General features: G+C 72.5%; 17 protein-coding genes. 4 read left to right on the plus strand and 13 right to left on the minus strand.

The genetic code is table 11. The features are described from left to right. Positions 1 to 28 precede the first annotated feature (28 nt). Genes ABZS77_RS02180 through ABZS77_RS02225 form a run of 10 tightly spaced genes read right to left on the minus strand, consistent with a single transcriptional unit; the run spans position 29 to position 7413 of the window. Positions 29 to 496 (minus strand): TadE/TadG family type IV pilus assembly protein, encoded by a 468-nt coding sequence (locus ABZS77_RS02180; RefSeq protein ID WP_354815776.1) that lies wholly within the window; start codon positions 494 to 496, stop codon positions 29 to 31. Next, complete coding sequence (locus ABZS77_RS02185; protein WP_354815779.1) at positions 493 to 942, minus strand: TadE/TadG family type IV pilus assembly protein; 450 nt, start codon at positions 940 to 942, stop codon at positions 493 to 495. Before ABZS77_RS02185 ends, ABZS77_RS02180 begins: the two co-directional genes overlap by 4 nt. 10 nt (positions 943 to 952) lie before the next feature. Continuing rightward, on the minus strand, positions 953 to 1162 hold the full coding sequence (locus tag ABZS77_RS02190) for a hypothetical protein (RefSeq protein WP_354815782.1): 210 nt from the start codon (positions 1160 to 1162) through the stop codon (positions 953 to 955). A 26-nt stretch (positions 1163 to 1188) separates the two neighbouring features. After that, positions 1189 to 2058: a type II secretion system F family protein gene (locus ABZS77_RS02195; RefSeq protein WP_354815785.1), complete on the minus strand. Its 870-nt coding sequence runs from the start codon at positions 2056 to 2058 to the stop codon at positions 1189 to 1191. Between the two features lie 55 nt (positions 2059 to 2113). Continuing rightward, positions 2114 to 3016 (minus strand): type II secretion system F family protein, encoded by a 903-nt coding sequence (locus ABZS77_RS02200; protein WP_354815788.1) that lies wholly within the window; start codon positions 3014 to 3016, stop codon positions 2114 to 2116. A 4-nt stretch (positions 3017 to 3020) separates the two neighbouring features. Continuing rightward, on the minus strand, positions 3021 to 4568 hold the full coding sequence (locus ABZS77_RS02205) for an ATPase, T2SS/T4P/T4SS family (RefSeq protein WP_354815791.1): 1548 nt from the start codon (positions 4566 to 4568) through the stop codon (positions 3021 to 3023). Continuing rightward, the gene (locus tag ABZS77_RS02210) at positions 4558 to 5358 is read right to left on the minus strand and encodes a ParA family protein (RefSeq protein WP_354815794.1); all 801 of its coding nucleotides are present in this window, start codon (positions 5356 to 5358) and stop codon (positions 4558 to 4560) included. Before ABZS77_RS02210 ends, ABZS77_RS02205 begins: the two co-directional genes overlap by 11 nt. A 2-nt stretch (positions 5359 to 5360) precedes the next feature. Next, positions 5361 to 6020 carry an SAF domain-containing protein gene (locus ABZS77_RS02215; protein WP_354815797.1) on the minus strand — a complete coding sequence of 220 codons (660 nt, stop codon included), beginning with the start codon at positions 6018 to 6020 and terminating at the stop codon, positions 5361 to 5363. Next, complete coding sequence (locus ABZS77_RS02220) at positions 6017 to 6892, minus strand: hypothetical protein (protein WP_354817104.1); 876 nt, start codon at positions 6890 to 6892, stop codon at positions 6017 to 6019. The genes ABZS77_RS02215 and ABZS77_RS02220 overlap by 4 nt, the downstream gene beginning before the upstream one ends. A gap of 59 nt (positions 6893 to 6951) precedes the next feature. Then, on the minus strand, positions 6952 to 7413 hold the full coding sequence (locus tag ABZS77_RS02225) for a hypothetical protein (RefSeq protein WP_354817107.1): 462 nt from the start codon (positions 7411 to 7413) through the stop codon (positions 6952 to 6954). 815 nt (positions 7414 to 8228) lie between these two features. On the opposite strand from ABZS77_RS02225, the gene ABZS77_RS02230 reads away from it, so the two are divergent. Next, positions 8229 to 8939, plus strand: a complete 711-nt coding sequence (locus tag ABZS77_RS02230; RefSeq protein WP_354815800.1) for an A24 family peptidase — start codon at positions 8229 to 8231, stop codon at positions 8937 to 8939. Positions 8940 to 8955: 16 nt separating this feature from the next. Here the strand turns inward: ABZS77_RS02230 and ABZS77_RS02235 are convergent, their stop codons facing one another. Continuing rightward, positions 8956 to 9585: a phosphatase PAP2 family protein gene (locus ABZS77_RS02235; protein ID WP_354815803.1), complete on the minus strand. Its 630-nt coding sequence runs from the start codon at positions 9583 to 9585 to the stop codon at positions 8956 to 8958. 169 nt (positions 9586 to 9754) lie between these two features. Between ABZS77_RS02235 and ABZS77_RS02240 the strand changes: the two genes are divergently transcribed. Then, complete coding sequence (locus tag ABZS77_RS02240; protein ID WP_354815806.1) at positions 9755 to 12154, plus strand: glycosyl hydrolase family 65 protein; 2400 nt, start codon at positions 9755 to 9757, stop codon at positions 12152 to 12154. Between the two features lie 97 nt (positions 12155 to 12251). Here the strand turns inward: ABZS77_RS02240 and ABZS77_RS02245 are convergent, their stop codons facing one another. Continuing rightward, entirely contained in the window at positions 12252 to 12716 is a 465-nt protein-coding gene (locus tag ABZS77_RS02245; RefSeq protein ID WP_354815809.1) for a hypothetical protein, read from the minus strand. 182 nt (positions 12717 to 12898) lie between these two features. Here ABZS77_RS02245 and ABZS77_RS02250 point away from each other — a divergent pair, with 182 nt between their 5' ends. Together ABZS77_RS02250 and ABZS77_RS02255 are read left to right on the plus strand one after the other, a co-directional pair. Then, positions 12899 to 14062, plus strand: a complete 1164-nt coding sequence (locus ABZS77_RS02250; protein ID WP_354815812.1) for a low temperature requirement protein A — start codon at positions 12899 to 12901, stop codon at positions 14060 to 14062. A 10-nt stretch (positions 14063 to 14072) separates the two neighbouring features. Further along, on the plus strand, positions 14073 to 14969 hold the full coding sequence (locus tag ABZS77_RS02255; protein WP_354815814.1) for a helix-turn-helix domain-containing GNAT family N-acetyltransferase: 897 nt from the start codon (positions 14073 to 14075) through the stop codon (positions 14967 to 14969). A 19-nt stretch (positions 14970 to 14988) separates the two neighbouring features. On the opposite strand, the gene ABZS77_RS02260 is transcribed toward ABZS77_RS02255, so the two are convergent. Next, positions 14989 to 15468, minus strand: coding sequence for a low temperature requirement protein A (locus tag ABZS77_RS02260; RefSeq protein WP_354817110.1), 480 nt, complete (start codon positions 15466 to 15468; stop codon positions 14989 to 14991). Positions 15469 to 15564 lie beyond the last annotated feature (96 nt).

Consider the following 15564-nt stretch of genomic DNA (forward strand, 5'->3'; position numbering starts at 1 on the left):
CGGCCGTGGTCCCCGGTCGGTGGCCTGGTCACTGCCGGCTCCGGTACCGGTCCAGCGGCGACGTGAAACTCGCCGTGATCTGGTTGCCGGTCGGCATCCCGGGCAGGACGTCGAGCGACACGTCCTTGAAGGACACCAGGCAACTGATCCGCACGGTCACCGTGGCGTTCACGCCGACCGGGCTGCTGAACGCGTCCTCGAAGCTGGACGCCGTGCCGGCCACCGAGCCGGAGAACGTCGGGTTCAGGGTGTTGGCGCAGGCCAGGCCGTGCCAGTCCAGCTGCTTCTGGGCAGCCTCCACGGCGGCCGTCCGGGCGGTACCGGCGTCCCGGGAGATCGAGGCGGCGCGCGCCGCGTCGTGCGCGGCGGCCTCGAGCGACTCCGCCGCCACCGCGCTGCGGCCGACCACACCGGCCAGCACCATCAGCGCGATGAACGCGGGCGCGAGCACGGCCACCTCGATGGAGACCGAACCCCGTTCGGCGGTACGGGTCACGGCTGGGTCACCCTCTCCACGGTTCCGTGGGCGGTCTGCTGCACCGCGAAGTCCACACCCGGTATGACCGACAGGGATCGGCCGGTCACCGTGCAGGTCACCTCGGTGTCGGCGTCGGTGGTCACGCAGGTCGGTCCGGGGGTGTCCCAGCCGACGAGCCAGCCGCCCGCGTTCACGAGGAACTGGGTCGCGCGGGCCACCCCGGCGCCGTCCTCCGCCTGCTGCACCCGCTGGGCGTTGACGCCGCTCTGCGCGGCGTTCAGGGCGGTGGAGCGGGCCAGGAAGACGGTCGCGACCTGGATCGAGCCGAAGAGCAGCACCAGGATGACCGGCATCATCACGGCCAGCTCCACCGGGTTGGCACCCCGCTCCCGGTCGCCGGGCGCGAAGCGACGCCGGACGGTGATGACCGCCCGGCGCCACCTCGGGAACGCGGCGTGACTCATTCGGTGGCTGCTACGGGGCCGTCGGGTTCGAGAAGGTCGGGATGTTCGTCATCCAGTTGTTGGCCCTGGCGAGGGCCAGGCCGGTGACGACCGTGGCGACGAAGACCAGACCGAAGATGATCACAGCGGTCGGTACGGGGCTGTCGCCCCGCTCGCCGTCGCGGCTCAGCTCGGCCAGGCGCGCCGTCACCGCGACGTGCAGATAGCTGAGGATGGACATGACGTACTCCTTCGCAGGGGGGTGGGTCAGATACGGGCGATGAACGGATAGACGACGAAGCCGAGCAGCACGAAGACGAGCAGTGCCCCCGGAATGTCCAGTCGACTGGTCACCCCCTCGGCCCGGGCCAGGTTGTCGGTGCGGATCTGGTCCCGTAGGGAGTCGGCCCGGCTGCGCAGGGTCTCGTGCACCTGCGCGCCCTCGCTGCCGGAGGAACGCATGATCGCGCCGACGTCGCCCAACTCCGGGATGCCGATCTTGTCGGCGAGGTCGCGTAGCTCGTCCCAGGGCGCGTGCATCTGCATCTGGGCGATCCGCAACGACTCCTGGAGCCGGTCGAAGACCCAGCCGTCACAGACCGCCGCCGCCCGCTCCAGCGACTGCACCGGACCGTGCGCGGCGGAGAGCTGCAACGCCACCAGATCCAGGTACGTGCACACGGCCTGGCGGAACTCGTCGCGGGCGGCGTCGGCCTTGGCGAGCACCGACCGGTGGGCCAGCAGGCCGGCCATCAGCGCCAGGCCGAGACTGCCCAGCACCGGTACGGCGAACGGGAACGAGACGCCGAACGCCAGCAGGGCCACCCCGAGCAGGGTCGGTGTGGCCAGCCCGACCAGCGCCGACAACAGCACCGACAGCGCGTACTGCTCGGGGGTCTGGCCGATCAGGGCGAGCTGCCGGTGCGGCGGCCGCAGCCAGCGGGACAGCCCGCTCAACCAGTCCAGCCGGCGGGACGCGGGGGTGGCGATTCCGACGCCCGGCGGCTGGTGCAGTCGCCGCAGCGCCGGCCCGAGCGCGGGCGTCGCCGGCACCAGCTCACGGACCACCAGGAACAGGCCGAGGCCGATCGCCGACCCGCCGCACACCGCGATGGCCAACTGCCAGTTGACGATCATTGGTGCCGCCCTCCGTCCGCGACCGCGGGACTCCGCCGCGCCGCACTCCTCGCGCTCACGCGATCACCTCGGCGGGGTCGGGCTTCGGCAGGAAACGGGCCGGCCGCTGCGGCTGGCTCATCGACCGCACCCAGGCCAGCAGGGCGATGAACGCGGCACCGAGGGCGGCCATCACCACCTGGCCGACAGGCGTCCCGTACGGCTTGATGTACTCGGTGTTGACCAGCCCGTACGCCAGGGTGGCCAGCGTCATGCCGGTGAGGAAGCGGACCGCGAACCGTGGCTGGGTCCGCTTGGCCTCGATCTCCCGACGGGTCGCGACCTCGGCGGCAGCCGCGCCGGCGATCGAGCCGAGCACGTCGCCCAGCCGCTCGCCCCGGTCGCTGAGGTGCAGGATCAGCGCCGCGACCACCTGGTCGCAGACCGGATCGCCGATCTCGTCGGCGAACGCGAGCAGCGCGGAACGCGCCGTCCAGCCGGCCTGGAGCCGGGCGGCGAGCAACCGGACCTCGTCCTCGATGCCCGGTGGGACGCTGCCGATCGTTCCGATGATCGACTGTTGGAGGCCCTGCCCGGTGCTGGAGACGTCCTTGAGTCGGCGGGTCCACTCGCCGACCGCCTCGATCCGGGCGATCGCCCGCTGCTCGGCCTTGCCGACGCCGAACAGCCACGGCGTGCCGGGCACCGCCACCGCCACCAGCAGGCCCACCACCGGTAGCCCGGTCAGCAGGAAGGCGAACGCCCCGGCGATCACCGCGGCGACCAGGAGGGCCTGGTGGCTGCGCTGCTCGGCGGGAGTGCTGCCGGGGCCACGCCACAGCCGGCTCAGGCCCGGCCCGGCGCCAGGTGCCCGGCCGGCGGGCCGTCGGGTACCGACCAACGCGGCCACAGCCAGCAGCAGCCCGGCCACACACGCGGCACCGGACACCACCGCGATCAACTCCAGGCTGTTTCCCATCACGTCACCGCCGGGCCAGTCGGGTCTGCCGGGCGCGACGCCAGGCGCCCGCACCGGCCTCGATCCACCGGGTCAGCAGCCGGACGTCGTAACCCACCCGCAGCAACTGGTCGCGGACGCGCTCGGGCAGGTGCCGGGGGACCGCGCGACCGTCCGGGCCGGGACCGAAGACGGTGGTGGTGGTGATCCGGCCACCCTCGCCGGCGCCGATCACCTCCTCCACGTGCGACACGAACCGGTGCTTGCGTCCGCCGATCGCCGTCTCGTCCTCGACGGTGACGTAGACGATCAGGTCGAGGGCGTTGCCGGCCATCCGGCGGGCCTGGTCGACTGTCATCTCGCGGCCGTGCGCCAACGCCAGCTCCACGATCCGCTCACCCACACCGGCTGCCGTACGGGCGTGGATGGTGCACATCGAACCCCGGCTCGTCGTCATCGCCTGGAGCATCGGCACGATCTCCCGGGACCGCACCTCACCAACGATGATCCGCAGCACGCCCATCCGCAGCGAGAGCGGAATCAGGTCGGCGATCGTCACCTCACCAGCCGGGCGACCGTCGAAGCCGCGCTCGCCGTGCCCCTCGCGCGCCTCGAAGCTCATCACCGCCCGGTGCCGTTCGCGGCGGCGGGCGGGCAGCAGTTCCCGGCTCTCCTCCAACAGCACGTACGGCTCGTCGGGCGGGATCTCGTTCATCAACGCCCGGATGATCGTGGTCTTACCGGCTCCGGCCAGCCCGGCGACCATGATGTTCAGCCCGGCGCGCATCGCCGCGCGCAGGAAGTCACGCAGCAGCGGGTCGATCATCTCGTCCAGGTCGCCCCGGGCGCCGGCCAGATCGTCGAGGCTGACGTCCAGGGTGTTGTGCTTGCGGATGACCGCGTACGGGCGGTGGCTCACCAGGAACACGGCGGCCAGCCGGCTGCCGTCGGGCAGTTGCAGGTCGAGGGTGGGCTTCACGGTGGACAGGGACCGTTCGGTCGCGCCGGCCCGGCGGGCCGCCGCCTGGAGGATCTCCACCAGTTCGGCGTCGCTGTCGGCGATCGGCTCGGCCCAGTCCACCCCGCCTCCGTGCCGGGTGATGCGTACCTGGTCGCAGCCGAGGATGTGCACCTCCTCGATCGTGTCGTCGACCAGCAGGGTCTGTAGTCGTCCGAGGCCGACCAGCTCGGCGGTCACCTGGTCGAGCAGCAGGCGTTCCTCGTCGGCGGCCATCGGGGTGCCGGCGCGACGGACCGCGTCGGCGTACTCGGAGACGACCGTGACGGCCAGCCGCGCCCGCTCGGTGTCCTCCTCGTCGACTGTGAACTCCCGGCCGCGCTGCCAGAGGGTGAGCCGTTCGGTGAGTTCCCGGCGCAGCTCCCGGACGACCTGGAAGTCCATCCGGGGGCGCAACGGCTGCTCCGGCGGTCGCGGGCCGACCGTCGGCGCCTGCGGTGGCGTCGACACGGGCTGGTGCTGGTGGCGGCCGTTCGGTGCGGGCAGCGGCGGCGCGGTGGAGGTGGCGCCCGGCGGCTGCTGGCGGGGGTCGGCGGAGACCGGCTCAAACCGCATCCGGCACCCCCTGCTGCACGGGCCAGGCAAGCCGTGCCTGCCGGCGTTCGAGCAGGGCGCCGATCGGTACCTCCAACGCGGCCGCCGCGCGCAGCAGCGGCCGTCCGGACCGCACGGTCCCACCGAGGCGGAGCACCCCGGCGGTACGCGGGTCATGCGGCAGCCGGGCGATCACCGGCAGTTTCAACGTACGGCTGATCTCCGCTCGACCGTGCCCGTCACCGACCAGCAGCAGACGCAGGGTGCCCGGCGGCACCCGGTGCTCGGCGAAGTCCCGTTCGATCGCGGTGACTGCCGCCCGCGTCCCGGAGAGGTCGGGCAGGTGGGCGCGGGTCACGAGCAGCACCACCGAGGCGGCGCGCAGCAGCGGCCACGGCGGACCGGCGACGTGCAGCCGGCCGCAGTCGACGAGGACGTCGTAGCCGGGGGTGCCCCGGTCCAGGGCGTTGAAGTAGTCGGCGAAGCGCTGCCAGAGCGGTGTGACGCTGCCGGCCTGCGTCGGGTCGACGAGACCGGGCAGCAGCAGCCGTTCGCGGCGCGGCGCGTCCAGGTCGACCAGCTGGGACCAGAACGCGGTCTCCAGGTTGCCGTCGCGCAGCTCACCGACGGCCAGCTCACCGATGCCGCGCGGCCCGTCCAACTGGCCACCCAGGTAGCCGGCGAGGATCGAACCGCCGGACGGGTCGCACTCGGCGAGCACCAGCCGCCGGTGCCAGGCCAGCGCGCAGGCCAGCGCCGAGGTCGTGACGCCCGGCGAACCCTTCGCGGACACCAGCGCGACGATCGCCATGCTCAGGCCGCCTCGGTCAACACGACGGCGAGCCGCTTCTGCGCGGCGAGCGCCACCACCGCCGGCACGTCCCGCGTGGTGAGCGCCAGATAGACGACCTGGTCGTCGTTGGCCTGGTTGACCACGTCGATCACGGTGGCGGAGAACCGGGTGCCGGCGGCGGCCGACTCTCCGTTGGCGTTGCTGTCCGGGGTGCTGACCAGCAGGACCTTGTCCCCGGGGTGCAGTCTGCGGGCCGGCACCTGCGCGGTCTTCAGACCCAGCGCGATCTGCTGCTGGCCAGGGCCGAGCAGCGGATCGTCGGTGATCTGCGCCAGCGTGAGCAGGGTGCCCGGCACCAGCGCCACGGCGGCGCGCCTGCCGACCACCTCGTCGAGCCGGTTGGCGGGTACCGGCCGCAGCCCCTGCCCCCCGGCGACCTGCACGGTGATCAGGTCGGCGGTGCCGATCTCCCGACCGACCTCCACCGGCCGGGCCACCGCCAGGTAGCTGCCGGTGGCCCGGACCGAGGTGACCGCGAAGGCCGCGCCCAACCCGCCCAGGGCGATCAGGAGTACGGCCAGACCCAGCAGCCCGGGGCGTACCCGGCGCTGCCGGACCACCTTGGGCGGGGTGACCGGCGCGTCGACCGACCCGGTCCCGTTGCGCGTCGCGAGGCTCATCTGGTGACCACCTGGAGTTCGTTGATCTGGATCGGAACGGTGCCGCTGGTCCGGGTCACCTGAATCTCGTCGTTCGCGCTTCCGTCGTCGGTCCACCAGCGCACCGTCCAGTGCGTGGTGGCGCCGACGCGGTACGTGGCGGCCTTCTGGTAGCCCTTGTCGAAGCCGCAGTCCGGGGAGGGTTTACCGGCGTAGCTGCCCTTCGCGTCGTACGGGGTGCCGGGACCGGTGCAGGTGACGGTGTCCTTCTTGTTGCCCATGTCCCAGACGATCCGGTCGACCTTCGCCTCGATGGAGACGGTCAGGCCACGGTCGCTCGCCGACGCGCGCAACGGGCCGAAGTAGTTGGCGCTCGGGGTCGCCCACATCCACACCGGCAGCCCGACCAGTCCGGGGCCGATGTCCTTGCGGGGTGCGACGCGCAGCCGCGCCGGCAACAGCTTGATCGACGCCAGGGCGCGGCGGGCCAGCTCCTCCGGGTCGGGCGGCGCGCCGTACCCGGCCGGCGGACCGTCCCGCAGTTCCTCGCGCTGACTGCCCTGGTCACCGCCGTTGCAGGTGAGCAGGTACCACTGCTTGCCCTCGGGAGTGTTGGCCGGCTGCGGCTCCTCCAGCTTGTAGTAGCAGCCGTCGCCGTTGTTGAACCAGCCCAGCACCGGGTGGTAGCAGGGGATGGTCCGCCCGTCCCACTGGCAGACGCCGCCGCCTCCACCACCGCCGTCGTTCCCGCCACCGCCACCGTTGTCTCCACCGCCGCCGGGGGTGCCGGGTTCGTCGTCCCAGACGCTGCAGTCGGGCTGGTCGGGTGGGCAGCTGGCGCCCGGGTCGGCGCGTCGGGACGCGGCGGCCGGCAGGGTGCCACCAACCACCAGCAGCAGCGCGAGGCCGATCCCGGCGAGGGCCCGGCCGGGCGTACCCCTTCCTCGCCGGGTCAGCACGGCTGGTCCCGGTGTGTCGAGCCGGAGTTGATGAGCCAGCGGCCGTCCGGATAGCGGGTGGCGGTGGCGGTGGAGAGGTGTCTGCCGCCGCCGCTGCCCGGCACCACCCGCTTGTCCTTGGCGTAGACCAGCCGGTACGCGCTCGTGTCCAGGCAGTCCTGGATGTCCACGGTGGCCGGGGTCGCGTCCAGGCTGACCGCCGTCACGGTCGGGTCGGACCTCACAGCCCCGGTACGCATAGCGCCGTGCTCCTTGGCCTCGTGAATGGACAACCGGACCCGGGTGAGAAGTGGATCAGCGAGAAAACGGGACAGCTCCGGCGCGCGTGGATCACTGCGTACGCTCGCCGTGCGGGAAGCCGCGAGATAACCGGAGTACGCGGCCAGTGCCGCCTTTTCGGCGGCCTGCCGTTCGACATCCGGATCGGTCCGTCGCGTCTCTAATGGGGCCGCCATCGGCTTTTCGGCGGCCTGCCGTCCGCTGGCGCACGCCGTGACCGGCACCGCCGCCACGGCCACCAGCAGGCAGATTGCCGCTCGTCTGAGCTGCGGTCCGCGCACCGTCGAGCCTCCTCGTGGTCGCCCGACGCGGTGACGGATCACCGCCGCCGGGCATGCGGAAGCGCGCCCGGATCAGCACATCCGGAGCTGTTCATTGCGCTTCTGCATTCACCGTTACGGATCTTTTACAAATGCAAGGTCCTGTGTCGTCCAGTTGTTGTAGTGAGGCTTGCGTCACGCTCAAGGGGCGAGCATAAGCTGACGACCGCCGATGCAACAGAGGCAATTCAATCGAACACGCTCCGTGATGGCAGGTGGTGGTGGCGGGTGTCCGTGCTGCATCCCGATCAAATGCCGGACGAGCGGCCGTCGCCGGTCGAGCGTCGCCGGCTCGGGCGGAGTCGCACCGACCCTCCCTCCGGTGGCGGGAGTGGGACATCGCGGCGTCATCCCGGCGTCGCACCGGGCAACCCCGCCGACGAACCGACCCGCTGGCTCGACCGGGCCGTCGGCCCGAACGCTGCCCGCAACGCCCACCGACGCCCCGCCGCGCAGGTCGCTTTCTGCGCCATCCGCTACACCGGAGCGACCGTCCAGTCACGATCCGTGTTCACGTTGATGGGGCACGCCGTGGGATCGGAGCGGGCGACATGGCACTGACCGGCCCCGCGACGCCCACTCCCGGGCCACCGAACCCGGCCGACCGGGGCGAAGATCGGGCACCAACGGCGCGACACCACCCGGTCACTGGTCGCCACCGCCTCCCGGCCGTGCTCGCCACCTTGGCGATCAGCCCGCCGCTGCGGTTGGCGGCCCTGCGTCACGGCGTACCGTCGGGCACCGCCAACCGCACCGGCTGCGATGCCTGCGGCGCCCCGATCGGCCTGACCAGGCCCTGGCCGGCGCTCGGCCCGACCGGCCGCTGCGGTCGCTGCCGGGCGAGGGTCGGCCCGCCGGCCGGCGGCATCGAGCTGGCCGCCCTCGGCGCAGTCGTGCTGTTGGCGCTGGTCGGGCCCCCGATCGGGCCGCTGTCGGCGCTGGCCTGGTGGCTCGGCTGGACGATCCCCGCAGTCGCCGTCGACCTGGCCGTGCACCGCCTGCCGGACCGACTCACCCTGCCGGCCGCCGCCGGAACCTGGCTGCTGCTCGGCCTCGCCGCACTCGCCGACACCACCCCGGGCCCATGGCTGCGCGCCGTCGCCGCCGGAACCGGGCTGGCATTGCTCTTCGCCAGCAGCACGCTGCTGCTCGGCCGCCGCGGCTTCGGGCTCGGCGACGCCAAGCTGGCGCTCAGCGTGGGTGCGCTGCTCGGCTGGTACGGGTGGCCGGTACTGCTGCTCGGGATCCTGCTCACGTTCGGGCTGTCCGCGCTGGTCAGCCTGGGACTGCTGGCCGCCCGACGGGCCCGCTGGCGCACCCACCTCCCGTTCGGCCCGTTCCTCCTGCTGGGTACGGCAGCAGCCCTGCTCCTGACGACCTGACCCCGGCCTCCGGCGGTCAGGGGCGGGAGCGGCTCGCCAGCTTGGGGCTCGGGCGGGCGGCGCGGTCGGCGCGGCGGCGGAGAGCCTCGGCGGTCGGGCGGGCCAGCAGTGGGGTGAGCAGCGCGGCGACCAGGGCGCCGAGCAGCACGCCTGCGGCGACGTCGTGGGGGTAGTGCACGCCCACGAAGACCCGGGAGAAGGCGGCCAGCGCGGCCAGCGGCAGCGCGACCAGGCCGAGTCGGCGGGAGAGCAGCAGCGTGGTGACCGCCAGGGCGCCGGCGATGGTGGCGTGGTTGCTGGGGAACGACCAGTCTCCGGGCGGTGGGCAGGCACCCGCGATGATCGCCCGGCCGATTGTCCGGCAGGGGCGGTCCTCGTCCACCAGGGTCTTGAGCCATTCGCTGCCCGCGTACGCCAGGAGAGTCGGCACGGGCGCGATCAGGGCGAGTGCGCGGTCGCGGGGGCCGCCGGACAGGCGGCTCAGCGCGGCCACGACCAGCAGCGCGCCGAGGAGCAGGATCACCCCTTCGGTGGCGTGTCCCACGAACCACCGCAACGGGTCGGGGCTGGCGGCGGCGGCGTCGACGACGTCGCGGTACCACTCGGCGCTGATGTCCGGAACGTCAATGCTGCCGTTGTCGACCATGCATCACCTCACTAGATGTTCATACCCCGTTCACCGAGGAGACATCGTGGGAACGGGGCAGAGGGCACCGCTGCGGACGGAGGTCAGGTCGGCCCCACGACCTTCGTCCAGCAATCACTCAGGCGTTTCTGCTTGGCTGGTCGCGGACGTCGGCACACCAGGAGGCTTCGTGCACACCAGTTCGACCACCGACCAACCGCCGCCCGCTGCCGGGGTGGAGGAGGACGAGACCTGGCGGATCAGGCGTACGGCGGCGGACCTGGACCGGCTCGGCGAAACCGAGTCGATCTTCGCGTTGGGCAACGGGTGGGTCGGTTGGCGTGGAGTCCTCGACGAGGGCGCGCCGTGTGGGATGCCGGGCAGCTACGTCAACGGTTTCCACGAGCGGCGCGAGCTGAGCTACCCCGAGGAGGGGTACGCGTTTCCCCAGGCCAGCGACACTGTCGTGAGCGCGCCGAACGCCGCACTGATCCGGCTCTGGGTCGACGACGAGCCGCTGGACCTGCGGACCGGGACGCTGCGCGGCCACGAACAGGTGCTCGACCTGCGGGCGGGGGTCCTGCGCCGGGAAACCGAGTGGATCTCGCCGACCGGGCGGCGGGTGCTCGTTCGCAGCACCCGCTTGGTCTCCCTGCCCCGCCGTCCGGTGGCCGCCGTCCGGTACGAGGTCGAGCCGCTGGACGGGCCCGTCGAGCTGCGAATCTGTTCGGACCTGCTGGCCAACGAGAAGGTGCCGGAGAGTTCCGACGACCCGCGGGCCGCCTCGACGCTCAGTGATCCGCTGGCCGGTGAGGCGTACCGCGCGGACGGTCTGGACGGGGTGCTGGTGCACCGTACCGAGCGCAGCGGCCAGCGGGTCGCGGTGGCGGTGAGCCACCTGGTGGACGCGCCGGACACGGTGACGGTGAGCGGCGACGGCATCCCGGACCGGGTACGGGTGACGGTGGCGGGGCGGCTGCACCCGGGGGAGCGGCTGCGGTTGACGAAGTTCGCCGCGTACGAGTGCACGCCCGTGGACGGGACGCCCGTGGACGAGTTGGCCGACCTGGTGGTCGCCGAGGCGGACGCGGCCCGCGCGGACGGTTTCGACGCTCTGCTCGCCGACCAGCGTGCCGCCCTGGACGCGGCCTGGCAGGTCGCCGACGTGCAGCTCGACGGCGATCCGGAGCTCCAGCAGGCGGTCCGGTTCGCGATGTTCCACCTGATCCAGGCGGGCCGCCCGGACGGGGACCGGACCATCTCGGCGAAGGGGTTGACGGGTAACGGCTACGACGGGCACGTGCTCTGGGACACCGAGACGTACGTCCTGCCGGTGCTCACCTACCTGGCTCCGACGGTGGCCCGCTCGGCGCTGAGCTGGCGGCACGCCCACCTGCCGGAGGCGCGGGAGCGGGCCCGCGAGCTGCGACTGACCGGCGCGACCTTCCCGTGGCGCACCATCGGCGGCCGGGAATCATCCGGCTACTGGCCGGCGGGCACCGCGGCGCTGCACGTCAACGCCGACATCGCCGACGCGGTGCTGCGCTACCTGGCGGCCACCGACGACCAGCGGTTCCTCGCCGAGGCAGGGCTGGAGTTGCTGGTGGAGACCGCCCGGCTCTGGCACGGCTTCGGGCACTGGTCGGACGAGGGTGACTTCCACCTGCATGGCGTGACCGGCCCGGACGAGTACGCCGCGCTGGTCAACGACAACGCCTTCACCAACCTGATGGCCAAGCGCAACCTGCGGGGAGCGGCGGACGCCGCCGAGCGTTACCCCGACGTGGCCGGTCGGCTCGGCGTGGACCACGACGAGGTGGCCGGCTGGCGGGCCGCCGCCGACGCGATGTTCATCCCGTACGACCACGAGCGCGGGGTGCACCAGCAGGCCGCCGGCTTCACCCAGCAACCGGAGTGGGACTTCGCGAACACGAGCGAGGACGACTACCCACTGCTGCTGCACTTCCCGTACCTGGAGTTGTACCGCAAGCAGGTGGTCAAGCAGGCCGATCTGGTGCTTGCCATGCAGCTCTGCCCCGGTGAGTTCACCGCCGCCGAGAAGGCCCGCAACCTGGCCTACTACGAGGCCCGCACGGTCCGCGACTCGTCGCTTTCGGCCGCCCCGCAGGCGGTGCTGGCCGCCGAGGTCGGGCACCTGGATCTGGCGTACGACCTGTTCGCCGAGTCGGTCCTCCAAGACCTGGCGGATCTGGGGGACAAGACCGCCGACGGGCTGCACCTGGCCTCGCTGGCCGGTGCGTGGCTGGCACTTGTGCAGGGTTTCGGCGGGCTGCGCGACGACGGGGCGGTGCTCTCCTTCGACCCCCGGCTGCCGCGCCGGATCGACCGGTTGGCCTTCAGCCTGCGTTGGCGCGGTCACCGGCTGCTGGTCACGCTGACTCCCACCGAGGCCCGCTACGAACTGCCCGACGCCGCCGCCGACACCGAGGTCGAGCTGTGGCACCACGGTGAGTCGGCCCGGGTCACCGGCGCGGAGCCGGTCACCCGGCCGATGCCCCCGGTGCCCGACCCGGGGCCGGAGCCGCCCTCCCCGCCCGGCCGCCGTCCCACCCGTCGCTCGGCCGACTAAGCCGCCTCGACCGACTCCCGCACCAGCTCGGGACCGCCTGCCGGCGGCCCGGTGCCGGCGGCCCGGGTCGGACCAACGGGAGGGGCCGGCGGCCCGGTCAGCCCGGCGGGAGGCCGCCGGCCATCCGTTCGCGGACGGCCTCCAACTCCTCGAAGGCGTACGCCCAGTTGTGGCACTTGAAGCTGCGCAGGCCGTCGATCGCGGTGTGGCAGTCGGCGCAGCGCACGCCGGCGATGGCGTCCGGGATGCCGGTGTTGACGTACTTGCGCTCGCCGAGGATGACGGTGGCGATCATGGCCTTGTCGTGCAGGCCGGAGAGCGCCGACGACACGATGTCGTACCAGGTGACCCGTCGGCCGCACTTCGGGCAGTCCGGTTCGTCGCCGCTGACCCAGAGCGGGGCGCCGATGCTGCGCGCCGGCATGCCGAGCAGCTTCTCCAGCCGCCGGACGTCCGACTCCGGGGTGGTCCAGCGGTGTCGGCCGGGCAGTGATGCGGGTGAGTCGTACACGGCGCGGAACAGGTCGTGATCGACCTGCACGGTCTCCCGCTCTGCGGTCATCGGCGTCCCTCCTCGTTGAGTCGGTGCCCCCACCGTGGTCAGCGACGACCGTGGGCGCTGCCGGATCAACGACACGAGGGGTCAGCGGGTCGTCGCTGCGCCGCTGACCGCTTTCGGCTCCGGCGGCCAGCCTCGGGTGGTACGACGGACGCGGGGCGTGCGTGCCACCGGGAGGAGCGCCGATGGCGAGCAGGCCCGAACGGCTGCTGCGGGGCAGCGACTCACCGCTGAGCGCCTCGTTCCTTGAGCTCTTCTTCGACCTGGCGTTCGTGCTCGCCCTCAGTCAACTGGCGGGGCACCTGCTGCACGACCTCACCCTGGCCGGCGCGCTGCGTACCGCACTGTTGTTGGCCGGGGTCTGGTGGATCTGGGTGACCACCACGTGGTTCGCCGACTGGTACGACCCGGAGAGCCCGCTGGTCCGGTGGCTGCTGGTCGTCGCCGCGTTGGGCAGCCTGCTGGCCGGGGTGGCGATCCCGCAGGCGTTGGACGGGCGCGGCCTGCTCTTCGCTGGCGCGTACGTCGCGGTCCACATCGCGCGGGGCACGGTGACCGCGTTCGCGCTGCGCGGTCACCCCCGCCAGAAGAGGGCGGTGCGGATCCTCTGCTGGTTCGGTGTCTCCGCCGTGCCGTGGCTGGTCGGTGGGTTCCTGCCGGAGTGGCGGGTGCCGCTCTGGGTGCTCGCCCTCGCCCTCGACTTCACAGGCCCACGAATCGGCTGGCCCACCCCACGGCTAGGACGGACGAGCGGGCAGGAGTTGCGCCTCGCCGGCGAGCACTTCGCCGAGCGGTACCAGCAAATCATGATCATTGCGCTGGGCGAACTTGTCCTGGTCGCCGGTCTCTCGTACGCCGGCACCCACCTCGACCTCCCGCAGACCGCGGCCTTCCTGCTGGTCTTCGCCACCGCCGTGCTGACCGGTCTGCTCTACGTGACGCCCGCCGGCCAGCGGTTGGCGCCGGCCATCGAGCACGCCGACCCGTCCCGGCTCGGCGTCATCACCGGATACCTGCACCTTGTGATGATCGCCGGGCTGGTGGTCACCGCCGTCGGGGCGGAGTTGAGCATCGCCCACCCCACCAGGGCGGCCGACATGACCGCGGCCGTCGTCATCCTGGGCGGTCCGATGCTGTTCCTCGTCGGGCGGATCCTCTTCTCGCTGTCGATCCACCGACGGCTCTCCTGGCCGCGGGTGGTGGCCCTGCTCGTGCTGGCCGTCGGCGCGGCCGTCCTGCGACTGCCGCTGCTGGCGGTCAGCGCGGTCGCCACCGGGGTGGCGCTCGCGGTGGTCGTCCTGGACCACGCCGGCATCCTCTCCTACCACCGCATCCGGAACCCTGACTAAAGTCAGGCTTATGGACTCCGCGCTCATCGCCGCCGTACGGCGGTTCAACCGGACGGTCACCCAACGGGTGGGTGCGCTCGACGACGAGTACATGGCCCAGGGGCGACCCCTCGGGCAGGCCCGCCTGCTCTGGGAGATCGGCCCCGCCGGCGCCGAGGTCGCCGCGCTACGCGCCCGGCTGGGCCTGGACTCCGGATACCTCAGCCGACTCCTGCGCATCCTGGCGAACGACGGCCTGATCACCGTCGGGCCGGCCGACCAGGCCAGCGGTGACGGCCGGGTCCGCACCGCCACGCTCACCGACGCCGGCCGTACGGCATGGGCCGACCTCGACGAGCGGTCGGACGACCTCGCCGCCTCGATCCTCGAACCACTCAGCGAGCACCGGCGCGAACGACTCGTCGCCGCCATGGCCGAGGTCGAACGCCTCCTCGTCGGGTCGATGGTCGTCATCGAGGCGTGCCCGCCGAGCGACCCGCGGGCCCGGGCCTGCCTGCGCGCGTACGCCCGGGACATCGCCCGTCGATTCGACGACGGGTTCGACCCGGCGCTGAGCAACCCACTTCACGACGAGGCACTCGTCCCGCCCGCCGGCGTGCTCCTGCTCGCCACCCTCAACACCGAACCGATCGGCTGCGGCGCGGTCAAGCTCCACAGCGATGCGCCCGCCGAGATCAAACGCGTGTGGGTGGCCGACACCGTACGCGGGCTCGGCGTCGGGCGGCGGCTGCTGGGCGAGCTGGAACGGTACGCCGCCGAGCATGGCGCGACGGCCGTCCGGCTGGACACCAACCGCAACCTCACCGAGGCGATCGCCATGTACCGGGCGGCTGGCTACCGGGAGATCGAGGCGTACAACACCGAGCGCTACGCCCACCACTGGTTCGAGAAACAGCTGCGACGGTGACGGCGTGGGTCCTGGCCGGCTATCCAGGCGGCGATGGCACCTCAGATGGACGTCCTCTCGCGCGGGCGGCGTCCGAGATGACGACCCCGGCCAGGACCACGGCGGCGGCGAGGGCGGCCACGATCGGCGGTACGAGGAGCATCAACGGCGTCAGGGCGGCCAGGGCGGCCAGTCCGATCGGCCGGTCCCGGGACACCCGGCTGAAGACCACGTACTCGAAGCGGGAGCGCCCGGCCAGGAACAGCGCCGGTCCGCCGAGGATGATCGCGATCCAGGCCGGTTCAGGATGCCCGGACGGATGGGCGATGACGAGTTCGGCGCCGACCGCTGCGACGACGACACCGGCCACCATGACCAGGTGGGCGTAGAACGCCGACAGTCCGAGGCGGGCCGGATCGCGGGAGCCTGCGATGGCTGACGCCGACAATTCCCCGGCACGGTAGATGTAGATGCGCCAGAGCAGCACCGTGGCGGCGATCGACACCAGGAACGACCGGATGAGTTCGGTCTCGCGTGGCCGTCAACATGGCCCGGCACTGACCAGCGGCCACCGTGGTGAAGGCCATTCGCCGAGGTCATGACAGTCTCGCGGCGG

Source organism: Micromonospora sp. NPDC005298 (genome assembly GCF_040607375.1).
In the GTDB taxonomy this organism is placed as follows: Bacteria; Actinomycetota; Actinomycetes; order Mycobacteriales; family Micromonosporaceae; genus Micromonospora.